The sequence below is a fragment of the Sphingobium sp. FW305-3-2-15-F-TSA7 genome (genome assembly GCF_058787155.1).
In genome coordinates, this window is the sequence record NZ_JBYSZM010000012.1 from 123,700 (window position 1) to 138,543 (window position 14,844).

General features: G+C 67.4%; 15 protein-coding genes. 8 read left to right on the plus strand and 7 right to left on the minus strand.

Annotated features, from left to right (window positions below; all coding sequences use genetic code 11):
- Positions 1 to 126: 126 nt before the first annotated feature.
- Complete coding sequence (locus AC3WN8_RS11845; protein WP_492669625.1) at positions 127 to 1,122, minus strand: dipeptidase; 996 nt, start codon at positions 1,120 to 1,122, stop codon at positions 127 to 129.
- A gap of 224 nt (positions 1,123 to 1,346) precedes the next feature.
- Complete coding sequence (locus AC3WN8_RS11850) at positions 1,347 to 2,210, minus strand: LysR family transcriptional regulator (RefSeq protein WP_492669626.1); 864 nt, start codon at positions 2,208 to 2,210, stop codon at positions 1,347 to 1,349.
- A gap of 105 nt (positions 2,211 to 2,315) precedes the next feature.
- Here AC3WN8_RS11850 and AC3WN8_RS11855 point away from each other — a divergent pair, with 105 nt between their 5' ends.
- The 3 genes from AC3WN8_RS11855 to AC3WN8_RS11865 are packed head-to-tail and all read left to right on the plus strand — an operon-like array spanning position 2,316 to position 5,462.
- A complete protein-coding gene (locus tag AC3WN8_RS11855; protein WP_492669627.1) occupies positions 2,316 to 3,764 on the plus strand; it encodes an amidohydrolase family protein in 1,449 nt (482 codons plus the stop codon).
- The gene (locus tag AC3WN8_RS11860; RefSeq protein WP_492669628.1) at positions 3,761 to 4,255 is read left to right on the plus strand and encodes a nucleoside deaminase; all 495 of its coding nucleotides are present in this window, start codon (positions 3,761 to 3,763) and stop codon (positions 4,253 to 4,255) included. Before AC3WN8_RS11855 ends, AC3WN8_RS11860 begins: the two co-directional genes overlap by 4 nt.
- Positions 4,256 to 4,259: 4 nt before the next feature.
- On the plus strand, positions 4,260 to 5,462 hold the full coding sequence (locus tag AC3WN8_RS11865; RefSeq protein WP_492669629.1) for a cyanate transporter: 1,203 nt from the start codon (positions 4,260 to 4,262) through the stop codon (positions 5,460 to 5,462).
- On the opposite strand, the gene AC3WN8_RS11870 is transcribed toward AC3WN8_RS11865, so the two are convergent.
- The 4 genes from AC3WN8_RS11870 to AC3WN8_RS11885 are packed head-to-tail and all read right to left on the minus strand — an operon-like array spanning position 5,459 to position 9,994.
- The gene (locus AC3WN8_RS11870; protein WP_492669630.1) at positions 5,459 to 6,265 is read right to left on the minus strand and encodes an SDR family NAD(P)-dependent oxidoreductase; all 807 of its coding nucleotides are present in this window, start codon (positions 6,263 to 6,265) and stop codon (positions 5,459 to 5,461) included. The two genes, AC3WN8_RS11865 and AC3WN8_RS11870, sit on opposite strands and share 4 nt — an antisense overlap.
- Positions 6,262 to 7,275 carry an NADP-dependent oxidoreductase gene (locus AC3WN8_RS11875; protein WP_492669631.1) on the minus strand — a complete coding sequence of 338 codons (1,014 nt, stop codon included), beginning with the start codon at positions 7,273 to 7,275 and terminating at the stop codon, positions 6,262 to 6,264. Before AC3WN8_RS11875 ends, AC3WN8_RS11870 begins: the two co-directional genes overlap by 4 nt.
- The gene (locus AC3WN8_RS11880) at positions 7,275 to 7,724 is read right to left on the minus strand and encodes a DUF3237 domain-containing protein (RefSeq protein WP_492669632.1); all 450 of its coding nucleotides are present in this window, start codon (positions 7,722 to 7,724) and stop codon (positions 7,275 to 7,277) included. The genes AC3WN8_RS11875 and AC3WN8_RS11880 overlap by 1 nt, the downstream gene beginning before the upstream one ends.
- A complete protein-coding gene (locus AC3WN8_RS11885; protein ID WP_492669633.1) occupies positions 7,724 to 9,994 on the minus strand; it encodes a TonB-dependent receptor in 2,271 nt (756 codons plus the stop codon). Before AC3WN8_RS11885 ends, AC3WN8_RS11880 begins: the two co-directional genes overlap by 1 nt.
- Before the next feature lie 164 nt (positions 9,995 to 10,158).
- Between AC3WN8_RS11885 and AC3WN8_RS11890 the strand changes: the two genes are divergently transcribed.
- The gene (locus AC3WN8_RS11890) at positions 10,159 to 11,424 is read left to right on the plus strand and encodes a TetR/AcrR family transcriptional regulator (protein ID WP_492669634.1); all 1,266 of its coding nucleotides are present in this window, start codon (positions 10,159 to 10,161) and stop codon (positions 11,422 to 11,424) included.
- A complete protein-coding gene (locus AC3WN8_RS11895; protein WP_492669635.1) occupies positions 11,399 to 12,580 on the plus strand; it encodes a serine hydrolase domain-containing protein in 1,182 nt (393 codons plus the stop codon). The genes AC3WN8_RS11890 and AC3WN8_RS11895 overlap by 26 nt, the downstream gene beginning before the upstream one ends.
- On the opposite strand, the gene AC3WN8_RS11900 is transcribed toward AC3WN8_RS11895, so the two are convergent.
- Positions 12,577 to 12,957, minus strand: coding sequence for a hypothetical protein (locus AC3WN8_RS11900; RefSeq protein ID WP_492669636.1), 381 nt, complete (start codon positions 12,955 to 12,957; stop codon positions 12,577 to 12,579). The two genes, AC3WN8_RS11895 and AC3WN8_RS11900, sit on opposite strands and share 4 nt — an antisense overlap.
- A 181-nt stretch (positions 12,958 to 13,138) precedes the next feature.
- Here AC3WN8_RS11900 and AC3WN8_RS11905 point away from each other — a divergent pair, with 181 nt between their 5' ends.
- The 3 genes from AC3WN8_RS11905 to AC3WN8_RS11915 all read left to right on the plus strand — a co-directional run bounded on the left by AC3WN8_RS11905 (position 13,139) and on the right by AC3WN8_RS11915 (position 14,802).
- Entirely contained in the window at positions 13,139 to 13,549 is a 411-nt protein-coding gene (locus tag AC3WN8_RS11905; RefSeq protein ID WP_492669637.1) for a hypothetical protein, read from the plus strand.
- Complete coding sequence (locus tag AC3WN8_RS11910) at positions 13,546 to 14,043, plus strand: hypothetical protein (RefSeq protein ID WP_492669638.1); 498 nt, start codon at positions 13,546 to 13,548, stop codon at positions 14,041 to 14,043. Before AC3WN8_RS11905 ends, AC3WN8_RS11910 begins: the two co-directional genes overlap by 4 nt.
- Before the next feature lie 180 nt (positions 14,044 to 14,223).
- On the plus strand, positions 14,224 to 14,802 hold the full coding sequence (locus AC3WN8_RS11915; protein WP_492669639.1) for a hypothetical protein: 579 nt from the start codon (positions 14,224 to 14,226) through the stop codon (positions 14,800 to 14,802).
- The last annotated feature ends 42 nt before the right edge of the window (positions 14,803 to 14,844 follow it).

The window sequence follows — 14,844 nt, forward strand, 5'->3', positions numbered from 1 at the left end:
TTGGGGGACCGTTGCGGATTATGATCCCGCCGGGCTAGAGCGTTTCCACGATGAGCGGAAACGCTCTGGTCTTTCGCGGTCGCATTTTCCGAGCCGTTGACTGTAAACGGTCAACTCGAAAATGCTCTAATTCCAGATTTCGGTCGCGACGCGCATCCAGTTGCCGCCGACGATCGCGGCGATCGCCGCCTCGCCATAGCCGGCGCGGTCCATCAGTTCGACGGTCGGCCCCAGAAAGCCGGGCGGGCAAAAGGCGATCGGCTGCCACAGATCGAGCGGGCCCCAGACATCGGGGGCGGCCGCGAAAGCCTGTTCGAGACGTTCATTGTCTGCGGTCCAGTCGAGACCCAGCCCCAGATGATCGGGGCCGACCATCTGCACGACATGATCCATGTGGCGGAACAGCAATTCGGGGGTCGGCTGCCCCCCCAGATAATAGCCGGCGCCGGTGATCCCGACGACGCCGGCGCGCGCCGCGCAGCCACGGATCACGTCGTCGGCGATGTTGCGGACATGCGGATAGAGGCTGGCGACGCCGTGATGCGAGAACATCACCGGCGCCGTCGACACCTCCAGCATGTCGAGCTGCGTGCGATGCCCGGCATGCGCGCCGTCGACGATCATGCCGACTTCGTTCATCCGCTCGATCACGCGGCGGCCGAAGCGGGTCAGGCCGATATCGCTGCCGTCGGCGCAGCCGCCGCCGATCGAGTTGGTGATGTTGAACACCGGGTGGCACAGCCGCACGCCAACGGCATAATAGAGATCGACCATGTCCAGATCGCGTTCCAGGCATCGGAACCCCTCGAGCTGGATCCCCACCGCCAGCTTGCCCTCGCGCTTCGCGCGCCGGATATCCTCGACGCTTTCGACCAGGCTGCACATGTCGCGCCGCGACCAGACCTGCCGACGCATCCGCGCGATGCGCTGGATCGCCTGGGTGATGTTGTGATCGTCGCCCGCCGGGTGGCACTGGATGAAATCGAACCCGGCCTCGGCATAGCGGTCGAACAGATCGGCGCCGTTCCCGATCGGCGGTTCGTAGACGAAGATCATATCGGTGAGGATCACATCGTCGCCGAACCGCTTCCGAAGTCCGGAGCCGGAATAGTCAGAATGCATGAGCGAAATTCCTATAGGAAACGGAACGGGATTCGAGCCTGTCAGGCCGCCGCCGGGCGCCCCATGTCCGCTCATCACCACGAGTCCGGCAAGTTCACATTATAACCATGACAATGTCAATGCGTGGACGGGCCGAAACCATCTTCAAAAATATCCATTGAAAATAATTTCTTATCGGGGATTCCGCGCCCCGGAAAACGCAGCGCCGGAATCCGCCGTTGAATTCATGAGGTCGTCCGAAGCGACGCCTCGAACCGATCGGCGAGCGCGGCCGCCATATGTTCGACGAGTTCGCCGCGCTGGCCGGTCCTTTCCCAGGCATAGAGCGAAACCACCATCGCCGGCTCCGGCCCCAGCGCCGGGCAAGGCCGGATCCGGTAGCCCGCAACCGTAAAGGTCGGCACGAGCGACAGGCCGAGCCCGGCCTCGACCGCGACGAGCACATTGTTCAGGCTGCTGCCGGTAAAGGCGATGTACCAGCGGCGGCGCTCGCGCTCGATCCGTTCGAACATCGCCTCGCGATAGAGGCCGCCCGGCGGAAAGGCGACCAGCGGCACCGGATCGGGCCATTCATGATCGCGATCCGCGCTTTCGAACCAGCCGATCGCTTCGGGAAAACTGGCATGGTGATCGACGCTGGCGGTCGGTTCCTTGACGATGACGATGTCGAACTCGCCCGCGCGGTAACGCCGGCCGAGATCGCGGCTGAGCCCGGTGATGACGTCGAGCCGTATCTCGCGATGCCGCTTCGCAAAGGCGGCGAAGATCAGGCTCATCTGCGAGGTGACCATATCGTCGGGCACGCCGATCCGGATCGATGCGGTGCCGGCCTGATCCGACAGCAATGTTTCGGCCTCGCGCTGGAGCGCCAGGATGCGGCGGGCATGGCCGAGCAGGCGTTCGCCCGATGCCGTCGCCCGAACCGGCCGCGCCGTCCGGTCGACGAGTTCGTGGCCGACCGCCTGCTCCAGCCGGCCGAGCTGCTGGCTGATCGTCGACTGGGTCATGTGCAGCCGCGCCGCGGCCAGCGTGAAGCTGCCGGTGTCGGCGATGGTGACGAAGGCGCGGAGGAGACGGGGATCGAGCATGGAGTCATTCTGAAAATAGATAATATTTATCCATACATCTAATTTGCGAATGTTCCAACGCGAAGCTACCCATGGGACGAGTTGGGATTCCGGGACGTTCGACCAATGAAATCTGTGTTCACCGCCATTCTCGCGGGCCTTGCGCTGCTGCCGATACAGGCGGCCGCAAAAGATCGGGCGGACGTGCTGATCCGCCACGCGACCATCGTCGATGTCGAGCATGCGCGACTGATCCCCGATCAGGCCGTCGCCACCACGGGCGGCGAGATCGTCGCGGTCGGCGGCGACGCCGAGATCGCCCGGCAATGGGGCGCCAAGCGGACGGTCGATGCCAGGAGCCGGTATCTGATCCCCGGCCTGTGGGACATGCATGTCCATTTCGGCGGCGGCCCCGCGCTCATCGAAGAGAATAAGGCGCTGCTCCCGCTCTATGTCGCACATGGCATCACCACGGTGCGCGACGCGTCGGGCGATCTGCCGCAACAGGTGCTGAGCTGGCGGCAGGCGATCCGCGACGGCAGCCTGTTCGGCCCGACATTGTTGAGTTCGGGCCCCAAGATCGAAGGCATCAAGCCGATCTGGAAGGGCACCATCGAAACCGGATCGACCGATGATGTCGACAAAGCGGTGGCGCAGTTGAAGGCGCTGGACGTCGATTTCGTCAAGATCACCGACAGCACGCTCAAGCCCGAGCTGTTCCTCTATGCGCTGCGCCAGGTGCGAGCCGCCGGGCTGCGCGCATCGGGCCATATCCCGATGGCGCTCACGGTCCGGCAGGCAGTCGATGCCGGGATCAGCTCGATCGAGCATCTCGGCTATGCGTTCAAGGCGGGCGCGAAGGACGAGGCCGGCATCGCCGCCGATTTCGCCGCCGGCCGCATCGACCGCGCCGAGGCCAATCGCCGGATCAATGCCGGTTTCGACGAGGCGACGGCGATGGCGTCCTATCGCCATTTCGCCGAGACCGGCGTCTTCGTCACCCCCACGCTCAACGGCGGCCGCATCATCGCCTATCTCGACCAGGACGATCACCGGAACGACGATTATCTGGCCTATATCGGCCCCGGATTGCGCGCGACCTACACATGGCGCGTCGAACGCGCCGCGCAGGCCGACGCCGCCGCGATCACGGCACGGCATGACCAGATCGAGCGCGAGGCGGCGGTGCTGCCGATGCTCAAGGCGGCGGGCGTCACGATCATCGCGGGCACCGATGCCGGCTTTCTCAACTCGTTCAACTATCCCGGCATCGGCCTGCACGACGAGATGGCGCTCTACGTCAAATACGGCCTGACCCCCGCCCAGACGCTGGCCGCCGCGACGCGCGCGGGGCCGGCATGGTTCGGCACGCTCGATCGCTTCGGTTCGATCGCGCGCGGCAAGGCGGCCGACATGGTGCTGCTCGATCGCAATCCTCTGGAGGATATCGCGGCGACGCGGGCGATCCGCACGGTGATCATGCGCGGCATTGTCCATGACCGAGCGGCGCTCGACCGGATGCTGGCCGACACCCGCGCCAAGGTCGCCGCGTGGAACGCCAAGCCGGCGCCTTGACCGTTCAATCCATGCGCGACGAAGAGCATTTCCTGCACGCGGCGATCGCGCTCGCCCATGCCAATGTCGCGGCGGGCGGACGCCCCTTCGGCGCGGTCGTTGTCCGGGACGGCGAAATCGTCGCGACGGGCGTCAACGACGTGGTCGGTTCAAACGACCCGACCGCCCATGCCGAACTGAACGCCATCCGCGCCGCCAGCCAGGCACTCGGCTCGGCCGACCTCAGCGGCTGCGCGGTCTTCGCCAGCGGCCATCCCTGCCCTATGTGCATGGCCGCGATGCGGCTGGCCGGTATCGGCGCGGTGACCTATGCCTATTCCAACGACGACGGCGAACCCTATGGTCTGTCGACCGCCGCGATCCGCGCCGATCTGGCCAAGCCCTTTTCCGAACAGTCGATAAGGATCCGGCACCTGCCGGCGCACCTCGACAGCTGCCCCGACCTCTATGGCGAATGGAAGCGGCGGCAGGACACCGAACGCCGGGGCTGACCCTGTGCGGACACGCATTCCCCTGATCGCGGCCGTCGCCATGATCGGCCTCAATCTGCGGCCGTTTCTCACCGGCATCGGCCCGCTCGCGTCGCGCATCGGCGCTGACACCGGCCTGAACCTGCAGGGCATGGCGCTGCTGACATTGGTGCCGATGCTGATCATGGGCGCCGGCGCCTTTGCCGGCCCCGCCCTGCAAAACACGCTGGGACCGCGGCGTGCGGTGGTCGCCGCACTCGCCCTTCTCGGCATGGGTTCGCTGTTGCGGCTGGCCGCGTTCGGCGGCTGGGCACTGCTCGGCACGGCGGCCATGTGCGGGCTCGGCGCCGCGATCGTGCAGGCGGTCTTTCCCGGGATCATCAAGCGGCAATTTCCCGGGCACGTCCCGATCGTCACCGGGCTCTATTCGTCGATGCTGATGGGCGGCGGCGCGCTCGGCGCGCAGATCGCGCCGATCGTCGCGCGTGCATCGGGAAACTGGCGTCTCGGCCTGGCCACCCTGGCGCTGCCCGCGATGATCGCCCTGGCGATGGCGGCGCGCATCCTGCCACGCCACGTCATGGTCGGGCGCGATGACCGGCCGATCGCGGCATTGCTGAAACGGCCACGCAGCTGGCTGCTGATGATCTGTTTCGGCCTGGTCAATGGCGGCTATGCATCAATCGTCGCATGGCTTGCGCCATCCTATCAGGATCATGGCTGGACCGGCACCGCCAGCGGCGGCCTGCTCGCCATGATGGCGGCCAGCCAGACGGTCGCGGCGCTGCTGATCCCCGCACTGGCGCGCAGGGGCGAGGATCGTCGCCCCTGGCTGTGGCTGACGCTGGCGATGCAGGCGATCGGCTTTGCCGGGCTCGCCGCCTGGCCGACGCTGCTGCCCGTCCTCTGGGCGATCCTGCTCGGCGCCGGGCTCGGCGGCTGTTTCGCCCTGTCGATGATCGTCGCGCTCGACCATCTGCCCGATCCGGCGCGCGCCGGCGCGCTGTCCGCGCTGATGCAGGGCGGCGGCTTCCTGATCGCGGCGATTCCGCCCTGGATCGTCGCGGCGCTGCACGATGCCAGCGGCGGATTCGTCGCCGGCTGGATCTTTCATCTTTGCTGTGCCGCCATCGTCGCGGGCCTGATCGTGCGGCTGGCACCGAGCGGCTATGCGCGCGCAATGGCCGGCGGGCCGACATCGCCCGCCCCGCAATCACTCAGGCTCTAGGCGGCACTCAAGGTCATGCCGCCATCGGCATTGAGCACAGCGCCGGTGATCGTGGCGCCCCAAGGCCCGAGCAGGAACAGGATCTGCTCGGCCGTCTCCTCGGCCGTGGTCGCGCGCCCGATGGGGACGGCGCGGCGCGCGAACGCGCCAAAGGCCTCCGCCTCGCCGCCGGACTGCGCGGCAAGATTGCGGAACCAGGGCAGCGTCCGGAACAACGGGGTTTCGACGACGCCCGGAGCGATCGCATTGACGCGGATGCCCTCGGCGGCGACCTCCGCCGCGGCGGTGCGTGCAAGCTGAACCAGCGCCAGTTTCGAGACGGCATAGCCCGACATGCCCTGCTGCGCGCGAAATGCGGTCGAGGACGACAGCAGGACGATGCCGCCGCCCCGCGCGCCCGCGCGGATCAGCCGGATACCCGACTGGAGCGCGAGGAAACTGCCGTCGAGATTGACGCTCAGCGTCCGTCGCCACTCGGCGATCGGCAGATCCGCGACGGGCGCGACCGCATGGCCGATGCCCGCCGCCGCGACGACATGGTCGACATGGCCGAACCGCGCACCGATCCGTGTTTCGAGCGCGGTCCAGGCCGCGGCATCGGCGACGTCCTGCACCGCGATCTCGATCGCGTCGCGCGCCAGGTCGAGGCCGTCGGCGACACGCTCCAGCGCCTCGCCGTCACGGTCGACCAGCACCAGCCGCACGGCGCCCTGGGCCCGCAGCGCGCGGACCGTCGCCGCACCGATGCCCGATGCCGCGCCCGTGACGAGCGCGGTCATGCCGCTGAACGGACCGTCGGTCATGCCACCCGCACCACCAGCTTGCCGACATTGCCGCCGTCGAACAGCATGTTGAGCGCTTCGGGTGCGTTCTCCAGCCCCTCGACCAAAGTCTCGCGCCCGTTGAGCGCCCCTTCGGCGATCCATCGGCCGAGCTGCGCCGCCGCAGCGGGCCAGCGATCGGCATAATCGACGATGTTGAAGCCCTGCAGGCGAAGGCGGCGGCCGATCAATATGGCATAGTCCGCACTGGTGGACTGCTCGCCGCCTTGCGCGGACATCATCCCGCACAGCGCGATGCGCCCGCCGATGCGCAATCGCTCTATGCTCGCCGCCATGACGCGCCCGCCAACATTTTCGAACAGCATGTCCGCGCCACCCGGGGTGGCGGCGACCAGCGCCTCGCGCCAGTCCGCGGCCTTGTAGTCGACCGCGGCATCGAAACCGAATGCGTCGATCAGCAGCCGGCATTTCTCGGGCCCGCCCGCAATGCCGACGGTGCGCGCGCCCGCGATCCGCGCGAGTTGTCCGGCGACCGAGCCCACCGCCCCCGCGGCCGCCGACACGATCGCGGTTTCGCCGGCTTGCGGCCGGCAGATGTCGATCATGCCGTAATAGGCGGTCACCCCGGTCGCGCCGCAGGCGCCGAGAAACCGCTCCATCGGCAGCCCCGTATCGCTGGGCAGCTTCGCCAGGCCGATCGGCCCGCCGGCAGACAGCACGCCATAATCCTGCCAGCCGGTCATGCCGAAGACCATGTCGCCCGGCGCATAGCCGTCGAGCCGCGACTGGACCACTTCGCCGATCCCGCCGCCGCGCATGACGTCCCCGATCGCGACCGGAGGCAGATATTGCGGGACGTCGGTCATCCACAGCCGGTTGGTCGGATCGAGCGACAGATAGCGCGTCCGGACGAGGATCTCGCCATCGCCCGGCGCGCGCGCGGGTTCGGACGACCAGGCGAAATCGTCGCGGGAAATGCGCGCGCCGGGGCGGCGCGCCAGCCGGTATTGGCGATTGACGGGCATCGACATCAGCAAACCTCGTAGATGCGGTAGTGGATGGTGCGCGCCGCGGTGTCGGAACGCCCCTTGGAGACGGCCTGGATGCGATTGAGCCAAGCGTAGCGCGGATCGCCGGTCTCGAAGAGCGGCGCGCCGAACGCCGCGTTGATGCCCTCCGCGCCGAAACGGATGCGACCGCCATATTGGACATAGATCACGGCGCCGTCGTCGGTTTCGATCGTGGCGCGAACGTCGAGCGCGCCATATCGGCCATCGGGGCCGATCGTCAGCCAGTCGGCGGCGGCGCTGCCGCGCAGGCGCCCCGAAAGCCGTTCGCCCTCCATCCGCACGGAAAGGACATCGACGATCAGGCGCCGTCCGTGCGGACCGCTTTCGATGACATGCGCGTCGCCGAGCGTGACGGCTGAGGTGCAGAGCGGCCGCAATTCGGCGTCGAGCCCGAGAAAGGGATCGCCCATCAGAAACGGAACCCCAATGTCGCGCCCCAGGTGCGCGGCGCGTTGTAGGTGCGGTTGCCGAAGCCGAGCGCGGCGACGTTGAGCCCCTGGACGACATGCCGGTCGTCGGAGAGATTCTTGCCCCAGAGCGCGAATTCCCAGCGATCATCCTCCGCCCCCAGCGCGATCCGCGCGTCGAACATCCAATAGGATTCGCCGCGGATGACGGGATCGTTGATCGCATCCTTGAACACCGCATCGCCGAAGCGCGCGCCGCCCTGGACCGACGCCTTGAGACCGCCGACCGACCATTGGTAGCGGGCGCGGCCGGTGAAGGTGAGATCGGGCGCGTTGGGCAGGCTGTTGCCCCCGGGGATGACGCCCGCGGTCGTCGTGAAGCGGCCAAGCCTGGTGTCGAGCAGGCCGATCCCCGCGAACAGGTTGAGTCCGCGCACCGGCAGCCAGGTGATGTCGAGATCGATCCCCTTGACGCTGGCCTTGTCGATATTGCCGAGCTTCTGCACCGGGATCGGCCCGTCATCGGCGCGCACGAAGGTCTGGACGTCGCGATAGTCATAATAAAAGGCGCTGGCGTTGATCAGCATCGACCGATCGAGCAGTTCGGCCTTGGCGCCGACCTCATAAGCGGTGAGCTTTTCCGGGCGATAGGGCAGCAGCGCCAGATCGTTGGTGGAGAGGCCGCTGAAAAAGCCGCCGCTCTTCACGCCATGCGCGATGCTCGCATAGATCAGGCTGTTCGCCGCCGGCGCATATTCGAGCGCGACGCGACCGGTCAGGTTGGTGTCGCTGATCCGGGCGTCGATGAAGCTGAGCGCCACCGGGCCGGGAACCCCCGGCGCGCACAATCCGGCAGGGATGCAAAGCAGGCTGAAGCCCAGCGGATTGAGATCGGTGGTGCCGCCGACATAGGTCCGTTCCTCCCAGGTCAGCCTGAGCCCCGTGACCAGCGTCAGCCGGTCGGCAAGCGTCCAGTCGACATTGACGAAGGCGGCGACGGCATCGGTCTTCTGATCGGCGGTGATCACGGTGCGTGTCGCGAACAGATCGAGATGATTGCCCGGCGTGAAGACCTCGACACGGTCGTGCGCATAGATCGCACCCAATATCCATGCCGCCGGCCCCGTCTTTCCGGAGAGCCGCAATTCCTGGGAGAATTGCTCGATCGTGTCGTTCTGGAGGAAATCGACCTGCCGCGCGGGAGTCGCGTCGGAATCGATGTCGAAACCGCGATCCTGCCAGCGATAGCCGGTGATCGAGACCAGTTCGACGCTGCCGAGCCCGATCCGCGCCGAAAGAGTCGCGTCCCAGCTGTCGGTGTCGTAAAATGCGTCGCGCGGCCAGTCGCCGAGGAACGGCTTGCCGTCGGTATCGGTGTAGCCGAAGAAATCGGTGCAGCGTGTATTGTCGACGCGGCCCGCGAGGATCGGCGCACAGGGCCCGCCGGTCAGCGGATCGACGGCGCCGAAGAATTCGCCCTGGCCCATTTCCGACCTCGAGCGCAGCCCTTCGACCTTCAGGTTGATGTCGACCCGGTTCGACGGTTGCCAGCGCAGCTGGAACCGCCCGGTCATGATGTCGCGCTCGCCGATCGTCTCGCCGGGAAGCAGCCGGCTCTTCCAGTAGCCGTGCCCCTGCTGGACGGTGCGCGCCGAAAGCCGCATCGCCAATGTTTCGGAGAGCGGGACGTTGACGAAGCCCTCGGCTTCGAACGCCTGATAATTGCCGTAGCCCACCGATATCGCTCCCGCGAAGTCCTGCTGCGGCCGCTGGGTGATGATGTTGAGCGCGCCCGCGGTCGAATTGCGGCCGTAGAGCGTGCCCTGCGGCCCCTTGAGCAGTTCGATCCGCGCGACGTCGTAGAGTTCGCCGCTCATCAGCGCGGTCGAGGCAAGCGCAACCTCGTCGACATAGACGCCCGCCGCGGGGCTGTTGGTCGCGCTGAAATCGTCGAGCCCGATGCCGCGCACGGTCACCACCGGAATGGCGCCGGGCACCTGTTCCTTGATGTCGATATTGGGGATCGCCGAAGCGAGATTCTCGATCTGGTTGATCCGGCGTTCGCCGACGGCCTCGGCGGACAGCGCCTGGATGTTGATGCCGATATCGACCAGCCGCTCCTCGCGCTTCTGCGCCGTGACGACGATCTCCGCCATCTCCGACTCGCGCGCCACGGGTTCGGCCTGCGCCCAGGCAATGCTTGCCGGCATCGCCGCCGTCGCGAGCAACCAGCCGCCAATCGAACGCGCGCCTTTCCTCAGCATCTTCGCCATTCCAGCCTCCCCAAATGCGGGCCGAACCCGCCTTTGCCACTTCGATGCACCTGCCGTTTCACGGATTTTACATCTGAGTATGCATGCATCAGGACATGTTGAATTGGGCTTGTCAAGCGTTTTGACATATGCGTATGTTGTCAAAACCAAATGTTGAGGAAGCGATGGGTGAACAACCGGCCATGCCGCGCGGCGACCTGAAACTCGTGCGGAAGCGCAGCCGGCGGGATCTGATCCTCGACGAAGCCGCGCGCCAGCTGAACGGGCGCGGCATTTCCGAGACCGCGCTCGCCGATATCGCGGCGGCACTGGGGCTCTCGCGCGCGGCGCTCTATTATTATGTCGACGATCGCCAGGACCTGGTCTTTCAGAGCTATCGTCGCGCGTGCGAAGCGCTCGCCCGCGACATCGCCGCCGCGACACGGGCCCCGGGCGGCGCGCTCGATCGGATCGCCGCCTTCATCGAACGCAGCCTGGACGGCGACCGCGTCGAGGAAGCCGTGCTGAGTGAGGTCGCCTATCTGTCGGACGAACAGCGCGCGACGATCGAAGGGCTTGCCGGGGGCGTGCTCGCCCAGCTTCGCGCATTGATCGAAACCGGCCAGAAGGCCGGCGAGCTGCGCACCTGCGACGCGGCGATCATGGCGCAGGCGATCATCGGCATGGTATCCTGGACGCCGCTCGCGCCGCGCTGGAGCGGCGCGGATCCCGCGCAGACGCGCGCGCGCGTCTGCGCGGCCGCGATCGACCTGATCCGCAACGGCATTGCGGCCATGGCGACACCCGATACGCCATTGCCGCGGATCGGCATTTCCGCACTGCGTCCGCCACGGGGAAACCCGTTTAGCCGCGACGAGGCGGCGTCGATGAAACGCGAGGAGCTGTTGCGCACGGCGTCGCGGCTGTTCAATCGCAAGGGCATCGACGCGACCTCGCTCGACGAGATCGGCGCCGCGCTGGGCGCGACCAAAGGCGTCGTCTATCATTATCTGACCGACAAGCCCGAGCTGGTGGCCGAATGCTATCGCCGGGCGTTCGCGCTGGGCGGCCGGGTGCTGGATGCGATCGGCGCGGCGCCGGGCGACGGGTTCGCGCGCGCCGTTGCCGGTTTCCAGTTGCTCGTCGAGATCAACGCGCGTGCCGAATTCTCGCCGCTCGCCCCCCTTGCCGGCGTCGATGCGCTCCATGCCGAGGCGCATGACGAGGTGATCGCGCTCGTCCGGACCTCGCAGCAGGTCTTTCCAGCGATCGTCATGGCCGGCATCGCCGAGGGCAGCATCCGTGCGATCGACGCGACCGCCGCCGCGATCGCGCTGGCGGGCACGTTCGGCTGGATCCCCAAATGGTTCGATGGCGAGGACGAAGCGATGGTCGCGCGGATCGTCGAGGAATTCGGGATGCTCTATGCCTTCGGTCTCGGCGCACGCTGAGATGGCGGCGGCGATCCATGGCGATGTCGCGCCGGGTTTCGAAGCGGTGCGGGGCGCCTTTGCCGAGAATTTCGCGCGCACCGGCCCCTATGCCGAGATCGGCGCGTCATGCGCGGTCTATCGGCGCGGCGTCTGTGTCGTCGACCTCTGGGCGGGCCATGCCGACAAGGCGCTGAGCCGCCTCTGGACCCGCGACACGCTCGTCAATCTCTGGTCGACGACGAAGGGCGTCGCGGCGATGTGCGTCGCCCTGCTCGTCGCGCGCGGCGTGCTCGATTATGCGCAGCCGGTCTCGGCGACCTGGCCCGAATTCGCGCATGCCGGCAAGCGGGACGTCACGCTCGGCGAAATGCTGTCGCATCAGGCCGGGCTTCCCGGCTTCGCCGAACCCACCGAGATCGACGATCTGTTCGATCAATCCCGTGTCGCCGCGCGACTGGCCGCGCAGCCGCCGCTGTGGCCGCCCGGCACCGCCAATGGCTATCACGCCGTCACCTGGGGCGTGCTCGCCGCCGAGATCGTGCGCCGCGCCGATGGACGCACGCTGGGCCGGTTCCTGGCCGAGGAACTCGCCGGACCGCTGGCGGCCGATATCCATATCGGGCTTGGCGGGGCCGAGGCGCCGAGAGTCGCCGAACTGGTGCCCCCCGACACCGCCGCCGATCTGTCAGGGCTCGCCATCACCCCGGCAATGGCGATGGCGCTCGGCAGTCCGGCGATGGAACCGCAGCGCGCCAATGAAGACGGATGGCGCGCCGCGGAATTGCCGGCGCTCAACGGCCATGGCTCGGCCCAGGGCATCGCGCGGCTCTATGCGGCGCTTGTCGCCGATACCGGGCTGGACGGCATCAAGCCGATTCCGGAGGCCATCGTCGCGGCGATGACCCGCACGACCGCCGACCGGCCCGATCTCGTGCTCGGCTTCAATCCGGGCTGGGGCATGGGGGTGGCGCATAATGCGTCGGGCATGTTCGGGCCTCATCGCGAGACATTCGGCCATAGCGGCTGGGGCGGCTCTTTCGGTTGCGCCGATCGCGGGACGGGCATCGCGATCGGCTATGCCTGCAACCATATGGGCCCCGATCTCGTCGGCGATCCCCGGGCGACATCGCTGTGCGATGCAGTGTTTCGGGCCGCGGAGAGCGCTCCGCTCTAGCTCCCTCGCCGTCCGGGCTTTCCTGACGGTCGGCCGCCACCGGGCCTGGGCCGGTTGTTGTTGCCATTGTCGGGCCGCGGATGCCTAGGCTTCGCCGAGGGCGGGCGCGGCGCATGCGCGGAAGGCGACCGGACGGGACGATCGGGGCCGCCGGCAGGTGTTCCGCCACCGACGACATAGCCCTCCTTTTGCAGGCGCGTGAACGCCGTGCGCACGCTCGCCGCGATCGCGGTACGCAGCTCGGGCGGCAGATCGGCAAAGGTCGTGTTGACGTGAAGCGCGCCCAGATCGCGGACGAGGGTGTTGGGAACGCCCTTCGACGCCGTCTTGAGCGCTGCGATGCCGTCCATCACGGCGGCGAAGATGATGTCCTGCATCACATCTGTTGCGGATCTGGTCATAGCCGCTGACTAACCGCCCGCGCGCCAATTGTCGCGGGGGATAATGCACCCCGGCGAAAGATGATCGTCGGGACGCCATGCGCCCCGCCGCCGAATGCTGCGGCCCCTCCCACGAACGAAGGACGGCACGCGCCGTGCGCACGGCTAGGCTGGCGCCATGATACAAAGAACCTCTCCCCGCCGGATCGCTGCGTCGCTGCTGCTTGGCTGGCTGCTGCTGCCGGCCGGCGCCTGGGCACAGGGCGAGGGTATCGATCTGGAATGCGAACTGACGATCCGCCGTCATCAGACGGTGATCACGGTGTGGCCGGTGGTGAAGGACGTGCCCGCGCACGGAACCTATACCGTCAAGGTCCGCAAGGTCGGCGGCGGCGGCACTGCCTGGGATCGCAATGTCGGCACGGTCTGGACGCGCGGAAGCCGGCGCACCGTCGACCGGATCGCGGGCGAATATCATGATTGCATTGCCGACGCCGGATGGCGGCCGGCACCGGCGACCATCACCGCTCCGATGCGGATCGGCCCCGCCCGGACGATCGTCAGGCGCCTGCCGCCACGGCCGCAATGAGATACACGGCCATCACGCTCATTGCGCTGGCGGTCGCGGCCGGGATCGGCATCGTCGCCGGGCGAGCGGCGCTGGATGGCGGGCCGCCAACGCCGACGGCATCGCCCCCGCCTATCGCGATCCGGCCCGCGCCGACGCCGGAACCACCGCCATCGGCGCCCGCCCCCGCCACGCCGGCCGCGACCGATTCCGCGCTGGCCGACGATATCCCGCCCGTTTTCGCCGCGCTCGGGCTCGAAGCCGATATGCCCTATGTCGCGGTCAAGGCACGGCTTGCGGCGGGCGGCTATCGGCCCGGCGCTCCGGCCGAGCGCGATTGCGCGTCGATCGGGCAGGCCGAATGCGCCGCCTTTCCGGAAATCAAAGTGTGTGCCGGGACCGGCGCGGGCTTCTGTTCCGCACTCTTCGCCGGCCCCGACGGCGCTTCGCACAATGTCATCACCCAGGGGCCGGGCGGGCCGCTCGTCCGGATCTTCGCCGCGCTTCCCGACTAGAGCAGGCTGTGATCCGGCGGAAGCGGATCACAGCCTGCTCCAGATGTTTGTTTTAACGCGATTTTCGAGTCGTTCGATGATTCGATCGAACTACAAATCGCTCCAGCCGCAGAAAACTTTGGCCGGAAAGTCCGGCCTATCCCGTCAGATCGATTGAGACCCCCGCAAAGGAGCCGCGTGATGCGCATCCCGTCCCGATCGATCATTCTTTGCCTGTCGATCATCCCGTTCATGCCCGTGGCGGCGCAACAGACCAAATTGCTCACCGCCAAGATCCGCCCGCTATCCGTGCCGCAGGCTGTGGTGACGCTGCAGAATCTGCCGCGCGAGATGATCGCCCTCGATACCGAAGGCGGGTGGCAGGCGGCCACCCTGACCGAGGGCGGCTATCCCGGCGCACGGCGCATTGCGCTGCCGTTTCAGCAATGCCGGCAGCCCAGCGATTCGATCGATCTGCGGCGGCTGCGCATGAGCGGCTTCACCGTGGTCGATCACCGGCTGATCACCGACGCCGGGCCCCAGGGTTACAAGATCGCCGCCCATGCGGTGGTGCGCCCCTATAAGCGCAACGGCACGCGGCTGCTCAATGCGCACAACCCGGCCGAGATCGATGTGATCAGCATATCGCCGACCATCTATGTTCTCGACATCCCGGCGCACGGCAAGATCCAGCGCATGGCATGCGCGGCCAATTGGCGCCTCGAGATCAAGGCGATCGGGCCGGCGGGCACCGACCCCCTCAATGGATGGCGGCGATGATTCCGGGCGCAGCTGCCAGCCCGTCATCCCCGACCGGAGGCT

Bases quoted from the DNA above. Each gene is read 5' to 3' on its own strand.
- AC3WN8_RS11845 (WP_492669625.1), bottom strand. From the start codon at position 1,122: ATGCATTCTGACTATTCCGGCTCCGGACTTCGGAAGCGGTTCGGCGAC.
- AC3WN8_RS11850 (WP_492669626.1), bottom strand. From the start codon at position 2,210: ATGCTCGATCCCCGTCTCCTCCGCGCCTTCGTCACCATCGCCGACACC.
- AC3WN8_RS11855 (WP_492669627.1), top strand. From the start codon at position 2,316: ATGAAATCTGTGTTCACCGCCATTCTCGCGGGCCTTGCGCTGCTGCCG.
- AC3WN8_RS11870 (WP_492669630.1), bottom strand. From the start codon at position 6,265: ATGACCGACGGTCCGTTCAGCGGCATGACCGCGCTCGTCACGGGCGCG.
- AC3WN8_RS11875 (WP_492669631.1), bottom strand. From the start codon at position 7,275: ATGTCGATGCCCGTCAATCGCCAATACCGGCTGGCGCGCCGCCCCGGC.
- AC3WN8_RS11880 (WP_492669632.1), bottom strand. From the start codon at position 7,724: ATGGGCGATCCCTTTCTCGGGCTCGACGCCGAATTGCGGCCGCTCTGC.
- AC3WN8_RS11885 (WP_492669633.1), bottom strand. From the start codon at position 9,994: ATGGCGAAGATGCTGAGGAAAGGCGCGCGTTCGATTGGCGGCTGGTTG.
- AC3WN8_RS11890 (WP_492669634.1), top strand. From the start codon at position 10,159: ATGGGTGAACAACCGGCCATGCCGCGCGGCGACCTGAAACTCGTGCGG.
- AC3WN8_RS11895 (WP_492669635.1), top strand. From the start codon at position 11,399: ATGCCTTCGGTCTCGGCGCACGCTGAGATGGCGGCGGCGATCCATGGC.
- AC3WN8_RS11900 (WP_492669636.1), bottom strand. From the start codon at position 12,957: ATGCAGGACATCATCTTCGCCGCCGTGATGGACGGCATCGCAGCGCTC.
- AC3WN8_RS11905 (WP_492669637.1), top strand. From the start codon at position 13,139: ATGATACAAAGAACCTCTCCCCGCCGGATCGCTGCGTCGCTGCTGCTT.
- AC3WN8_RS11910 (WP_492669638.1), top strand. From the start codon at position 13,546: ATGAGATACACGGCCATCACGCTCATTGCGCTGGCGGTCGCGGCCGGG.
- AC3WN8_RS11915 (WP_492669639.1), top strand. From the start codon at position 14,224: ATGCGCATCCCGTCCCGATCGATCATTCTTTGCCTGTCGATCATCCCG.